Consider the following 6,219-nt stretch of genomic DNA (forward strand, 5'->3'; position numbering starts at 1 on the left):
GGGGAGGGCGCCTCGTGCTGCCACCGCACCGCCAACTGTCCAGAATCCGAACACCTGCGGCGCCGGATCGACGAGCATGGTGGACGAGTCCACGAGATCCCCTCGCTCGCCCCGGGCCGCGCACACTGCAGGAGCACCCATGACCGGTTTCGCCACACCCGAATTGCCCAGCTACACCTCGGGGGCGTGGAACACCCCGCTGCTGGGGGACACGATCGGCGACAACTTCGACCGCACCGTCGCCCGCCACGGCGACCGCGACGCGCTCGTCGACCGCGCCGCCGGCCGGCGCTGGACCTACACCGAACTGGCCGCGGAGGTCGACGCCCTCGCGCTCGGTCTGCTGCACGCCGGCATCGGCAAGGGCGACCGGGTGGGCATCTGGGCGCCGAACCGCGCGGAGTGGGTGTTCGTCCAGTACGCCACCGCGAAGATCGGCGCGATCCTGGTCAACATCAACCCCGCCTACCGCTCGCACGAACTGCAGTACGTGCTCACCCAGGCCGGGATCCGGATGCTGATCTCCGCGCCGAGTTTCAAGACGTCCGACTACGCCGCGATGATCGCCGAGGTGCGCGGCGACTGCCCGGACCTCGAGCACGTGGTGCTGCTCGGATACCCCGAATGGGACGAACTCGCCGAATCCGGACGCGCCGCACTCGCCGAGGACCGCACCCGGCTCGACGCCGCCCAGCGTGACCTGTCGGCCGACGATCCGATCAACATCCAGTACACGTCCGGCACCACCGGATTCCCCAAGGGCGCCACCCTCAGCCACCACAACATCCTCAACAACGGATTCTTCGTCGGCGAGCTGTGCCACTACACCGAGAACGACAAGGTGTGCATCCCGGTGCCCTTCTACCACTGCTTCGGCATGGTCATGGGCAACCTGGCCTGCACCAGCCACGGCGCGACGATGGTCATCCCGGGACCCGCCTTCGACCCGGCCCAGACCCTGGCCGCCGTCGCCGAGGAGCGCTGCACCTCCCTGTACGGGGTGCCGACGATGTTCATCGCCGAACTCGCCGACCCCACCTTCGAAACCCACGACCTGTCGAGCCTGCGGACCGGCATCATGGCCGGCTCCCCGTGCCCGGTCGAGGTGATGAAGCAGGTCATCGAGCGGATGGGCATGACCGAGGTCTCCATCTGCTACGGCATGACCGAGACCTCGCCGGTGTCCCTGCAGACCCGCAGCGACGACACCATCGACCAGCGCGTGTCCACCGTCGGCCGCGTCGGCCCGCACCTCGAGGTCAAGATCGTCGACCCGGCCACGGGCCTGACCGTGCCGCGCGGTGAACCGGGCGAGCTGTGCACCCGCGGCTACTCGGTGATGCTCGGCTACTGGAACCAGCCCGACAAGACCGCCGAGGCCATCGACAAGGCCCGGTGGATGCACACCGGCGACATCGGCGTCATGGACGCCGACGGGTACGTCTCGGTCACCGGCCGCATCAAGGACATGGTCATCCGTGGCGGCGAGAACATCTACCCGCGGGAGATCGAGGAATTCCTCTACACCCACCCGGACATCCTCGACGCCCAGGTCGTCGGCGTGCCCGACGAGAAGTACGGGGAGGAGCTCATGGTGTGGATCCGGATGCGGGAGGGGGCGGCGCCGCTCGACGCGCAGTCGCTGCGCGAGTACTGCACGGGCAAGCTCGCGCACTACAAGATTCCCCGCTACGTGCACCTCGTCGACGAGTTCCCGATGACGGTCACCGGCAAGATCCGCAAGGTCGAGATGCGCGAGCTGTCCACGGCCCTGCTCGGGGAGGCCGAGCGGGGGTGAACGGTCTGCGGCCGGAGATCGCGCTGTCCTGGAAACGCTCGCAGTTGAGCGGGATCGACCCGGGACGGCTCCCCGAGCCGACCCTGCTGGGCCCCTCGGACGCGGCCGGGCGGCTGCTCGACGCCGCCCGGCCGGTGCTCGACGAGCTGCGCACGCAGCTCGCCGGCACGGGCTGCTGCATCCTCCTCGTGGACCGGGACTGCCGGATCGTGGCCCGGCTGTTCGACGCGGCACCCATGCAGCGCGCCATGGAGGAGATCGGCGTGGTCCCCGGCGCGACCCTGAGCGAGGACACCTACGGCACCAACGCTCTCGGCACCCCGTTCGAGGTCCGGCAGAGCCTCGTGGTGCACGGCGAGGAGCACTACCTCGAGTCCCTCAAGGACTTCAGCTGCTACGGGCACCCGCTCGTGCATCCCGTCACCCGCCGCATCGAAGGCATCCTCGACATCACCGCCGCCGGCAAGATCGCCAATCCGCTGTTCGTGCCGTTCCTCGCCCGCGCGGCCCGCGACATCGAGGCGCGGTTGCTCGAGGGGGCCCGCGAATCGGACCGGCGGGTGGTCGATGCGTTCCAGCGGGCCGCGCAGCAGCGCGGCGTCGCGGTCGCGGCCATGGGTGAGGACATCATGCTCACCAACAAGGCCGCCGTGGAACTGCTCGTGCCCGCCGACCACGCGGCGCTGCGCGCGATCGCGGTCGACCTGCCGGCGGGGGAGTCCCGCACGATGGACTTCGCGCTGTCCGCCGGCGGGCGCACCCGGTTGCGGATCGACCGCATCCCGGGCATCGGCAGTGGGGCGCTGTTCCTGCTCGACGCCGCCGCCGCGCGGGAACCCGTGCCCCGCAGCGACGTCGCGCAGGACGCGACGACGCGGCTGCGGCAGCGGCTCGGACGGCTGCGCGGGCGCACCGGTGGCGTGGCGATCCTCGGCGAGCCGGGGAGTGGGCGGACCTGGGCCGCAAGGGAACTCGTACGTGACACCGTCACCTTCCTCGACGCCGCCCGGATCGTCGGCGAGGGCGAACACGAGTGGTCGGCCGGGCTGCTGTCGGTCGCCGCTGGGGCGGACGGCGGCGTCGTGGTCGTCGAACACGTGCACCTGGCGCCGGATCCGGTGCTGGCGCTGCTCTCGTCGATGCTCTCCGACCCGGCTGCGGCCCGCCTCGTGCTCACCGCGGACCCCCTGGACGACGTCCGCCCGCCGGTGCGAGAACTGTTGGCGCGCTGCCCCGGCCAGGTCCGGGTGCCCGCGCTGCGGCAACGGATCCGGGAACTCGGCGACCTGGCCTCCGCGCTGGCCCGGGAACTCGACCGGCCGGACCTGCGCCTGGGCCCCAGTGCCCTGACGGCACTGTCGGAACGCTCGTGGCCCGGCAACCTCGCCGAGTTGCGGGCGGTGCTGGCCGCCATCCCGGAGCGGGAGTCCCCGCTGCCGGTACGGGTGGAGGATCTGCCGGTCGAGTACCGCGCGACGAGCCGGGTCTCACGCCTGGGCGGGCGCGAGCGCGCCGAGCGGGAGGCCATCATCGAGGCGCTGCGCGAGAGCGGCGGCAACAAGGTGCACGCCGCGGCGCGGCTCGGTATCAGCCGCACCACGCTCTACAGCAGGATCCGCGCACTCGGCATCGCCGGCTGACCGTCGTATGCACATGTGCGCACTGTCCAATCCTTGAACAGTTCCCGCAGGCCTGCCCGAAGCAGTATGACCCGTGTCACACTACTTCAGGAGGTTGGGCATGACAGCTGTTGCCGAGCACACCGTCGCTCCGCGGGTCCGGGAATTTCTCTCCGGGACCAGGCAGCTCTACATCGGCGGCGAATGGGTCGACGCCGCCTCGGGTCGCGTCTTCGCGACCTACGATCCCGCGACCGGGGACAAGCTCACCGACGTCGCCCACGGCGCCGCCGAAGACGTCGACCGGGCCGTGCGGGCCGCCCGCAAGGCGTTCGACGAGGGCCCCTGGCCGACGATGAAGGCCGCCGAGCGTGAGCGCATGATCTGGCGGGTCGGTGATCTGCTCACCGAACGCGCCGAGGAGTTCGGCCAGCTCGAGGCCCTCGACAACGGCAAGTCCGCCGTGATCGCCGCGGCAGTGGACACGGCGTGGTCGGCGGACATCTTCCGCTACTACGCCGGGTGGGCCACCAAGATCGAGGGCAGCACGGTCAACGTCACGATGCCGTTCGTGCCCGGCGGTGAGTTCCACGCCTACACGCTGCGCGAGCCGGTGGGCGTGTGCGGGCTCATCGTGCCCTGGAACTTCCCGCTGCTGATGGCCGCGTTCAAGCTCGCGCCGGCCCTGGCCGCCGGCAACACGGTCATCCTCAAGCCCGCAGAGCAGACCCCGCTCACGGCGCTGCTGCTCGCCGAGATCTTCGAAGAGGCCGGCTTCCCGCCCGGCGTGGTGAACATCGTGCCCGGCTTCGGCGACGCCGGCGCCGCGCTCGCCGCCCACGACGACGTCGACAAGATCGCCTTCACCGGGTCCACCGAGGTGGGCAAGAAGGTCGTCGACGCCGCCAAGGGAAACCTGAAGAAGGTCTCTCTCGAACTCGGCGGCAAGAGCCCGAACATCGTCTTCGCCGACGCCGATTTCGACGCCGCCGTCGCCGGATCGCTCGATGCGTGGCTGTTCAACCACGGCCAGTGCTGCGTCGCCGGCACCCGGTTGTTCGTCGAGCGCCCCATCTTCGAGAAGTTCACCGAGGCCGTCGCGGAGGCGGCGAGCAAGGTGAAGATCGGCCCCGGTCTCGACCCGGCCACCCAGCTCGGCCCGCTGGTCTCCCAGGAGCAGCTGGACCGGGTCACCGGCTACCTGCGCGAGGGCCTGACCGACGGGGCACGCGCTCTCACCGGCGGAAAGCGCTGGGGCGACAAGGGCTTCTTCGTCGAACCGACCGTGCTGGTGGACGTGCAGCCCGACTTCAGCGTGGTCCGCGAGGAGATCTTCGGCCCCGTCGTCGCCGCCATGCCGTTCGACGCCGACGAGGGCATCACCGCCGCGGCCAACGACTCGATCTACGGGCTGGCCGCCGGCATCTGGACCCGGGACCTGTCGAAGGCGCACCGCACCGCGCGGCGGCTCAAGGCCGGTTCGGTGTGGATCAACCAGTACAACGGCTTCGACACCGCGATGCCGTTCGGCGGGTTCAAGCAGTCCGGGTGGGGACGCGAGCTCGGCGCGGGAGCGCTGGACCTCTACACCCAGACCAAGGCCGTGAACATCGCCCTCTGACCCCTGTCACCCGCCACACCCAAGGAGAACAACGATGAAGACCAAAGCCGCAGTCCTGCTCGAGACCGGCAAGCCGTTCGAAATCATGGAACTCGACCTCGACGGTCCGGGCCCCGGCGAGGTGCTGATCAAGTACACCGCGGCGGGCCTGTGCCACTCGGACCTGCACCTGACCGACGGGGACCTGCCTCCGCGCTTCCCGATCGTCGGTGGCCACGAGGGCTCCGGCATCATCGAGGAGGTCGGCCCCGGCGTCACCAAGGTCAAGCCCGGTGACCACGTGGTGTGCAGCTTCATCCCGAACTGCGGCACCTGCCGGTACTGTTCGACGGGCCGGCAGAACCTGTGCGACATGGGCGCCACCATCCTCGAGGGTTGCATGCCGGACGGCTCGTTCCGGTTCCATTCCGGCAGCACCGACTTCGGCGCGATGTGCATGCTCGGCACGTTCGCCGAGCGCGCCACCATCTCGCAGCACTCGGTGGTCAAGGTCGACGACTGGCTCCCGCTCGAGACCGCCGTGCTCGTCGGCTGCGGTGTGCCGTCCGGTTGGGGCACCGCGGTGTACGCCGGGGACGTCCGCGCCGGCGACATCGTCGTGATCTACGGCATCGGCGGCCTCGGCGTCAATGCCGTCCAGGGTGCCGTGCACGCGGGCGCCAAGTACGTCGTGGTCGTTGATCCGGTGGAGTTCAAGCGCGACACCGCCCTGAAGTTCGGTGCCACGCACGCCTTCGCGAGTGCCGCCGAGGCGGCCGAGAAGGTCAACGAGCTGAGCTGGGGCCAGGGCGCCGACGCCGCCCTGATCCTCGTCGGCACCGTCGACGAGGAGGTCGTCTCGGCGGCCACCTCGATCGTGGGCAAGGGCGGCACCGTCGTCATCACCGGCCTGGCCAATCCGGAGAAGCTGACCGTGCACGTGTCCGGAACGGAACTGACCCTGTTCCAGAAGACCATCAAGGGCTCGCTGTTCGGTTCGGCGAACCCGCAGTACGACATCGTGCGGCTGCTGCGGCTCTACGATGCCGGCCAGCTGAAGCTCGACGAGCTGGTCACCCACCGCTACAGCCTGGAGGAGGTCAACCAGGGCTACCAGGACCTGCGGGACGGCAAGAACATCCGCGGCGTCATCATCCACGACGCCTGATCGTGGGGTGGGGCCCATGCCACCAAGCAGGGGG

Annotated in this window: 4 protein-coding genes; all 4 read left to right on the top strand. The window is 70.0% G+C overall.

Annotated features, from left to right (window positions below; genetic code table 11):
- The first annotated feature begins 139 nt into the window (after nucleotides 1-139).
- The 4 genes from ACWPOB_RS15090 (at nucleotide 140) to ACWPOB_RS15105 (ending at nucleotide 6,185) form a co-directional block, all read left to right on the top strand.
- Nucleotides 140-1,798: an AMP-binding protein gene (locus tag ACWPOB_RS15090; protein ID WP_455401315.1), complete on the top strand. Its 1,659-nt coding sequence runs from the start codon at nucleotides 140-142 to the stop codon at nucleotides 1,796-1,798.
- Entirely contained in the window at nucleotides 1,795-3,438 is a 1,644-nt protein-coding gene (locus tag ACWPOB_RS15095) for a sigma-54-dependent Fis family transcriptional regulator (RefSeq protein WP_455401316.1), read from the top strand. Before ACWPOB_RS15090 ends, ACWPOB_RS15095 begins: the two co-directional genes overlap by 4 nt.
- 100 nt (nucleotides 3,439-3,538) lie before the next feature.
- Nucleotides 3,539-5,038: an aldehyde dehydrogenase family protein gene (locus ACWPOB_RS15100; protein WP_100057575.1), complete on the top strand. Its 1,500-nt coding sequence runs from the start codon at nucleotides 3,539-3,541 to the stop codon at nucleotides 5,036-5,038.
- A gap of 34 nt (nucleotides 5,039-5,072) precedes the next feature.
- Entirely contained in the window at nucleotides 5,073-6,185 is a 1,113-nt protein-coding gene (locus tag ACWPOB_RS15105; protein WP_100057576.1) for an NDMA-dependent alcohol dehydrogenase, read from the top strand.
- Nucleotides 6,186-6,219: the final 34 nt, after the last annotated feature.

The sequence above is a fragment of the Rhodococcus sp. 2H158 genome, assembly GCF_053764755.1.

Coding starts and splice junctions, on each gene's coding strand:
- ACWPOB_RS15090 (WP_455401315.1), top strand. CDS start 140: ATGACCGGTTTCGCCACACCCGAATTGCCCAGCTACACCTCGGGGGCG.
- ACWPOB_RS15100 (WP_100057575.1), top strand. CDS start 3,539: ATGACAGCTGTTGCCGAGCACACCGTCGCTCCGCGGGTCCGGGAATTT.
- ACWPOB_RS15105 (WP_100057576.1), top strand. CDS start 5,073: ATGAAGACCAAAGCCGCAGTCCTGCTCGAGACCGGCAAGCCGTTCGAA.